General features: G+C 68.7%; 1 pseudogene. It reads right to left on the reverse strand.

The features are described from left to right. Positions 1–259 (reverse strand): annotated as a pseudogene (locus ABZZ04_RS12360) (hypothetical protein); the annotation flags it as partial.

Consider the following 259-nt stretch of genomic DNA (forward strand, 5'->3'; position numbering starts at 1 on the left):
GGACGTTGCCGCTGCCTTGGCCGGTCTGTGCGCCCTGTTGCAGGACGTTGCCGGTGCCTCGTCCGGTCTGTGCGCCTTGCTGGAGGACGTTGCCGCTGCCCTGGCCGGTCTGAGCACCCTGTTGCAGGACGTTGCCGCTGCCTCGTCCGGTCTGTGCCCCCTGTTGCAGGACGTTGCCGCTGCCTTGGCCGGTCTGTGCGCCCTGTTGCAGGACGTTGCCGGTGCCTCGTCCGGTCTGTGCGCCTTGCTGGAGGACGTT

Source organism: Streptomyces sp. NPDC006435 (assembly GCF_040612315.1).
Classification (GTDB): domain Bacteria; phylum Actinomycetota; class Actinomycetes; order Streptomycetales; family Streptomycetaceae; genus Streptomyces.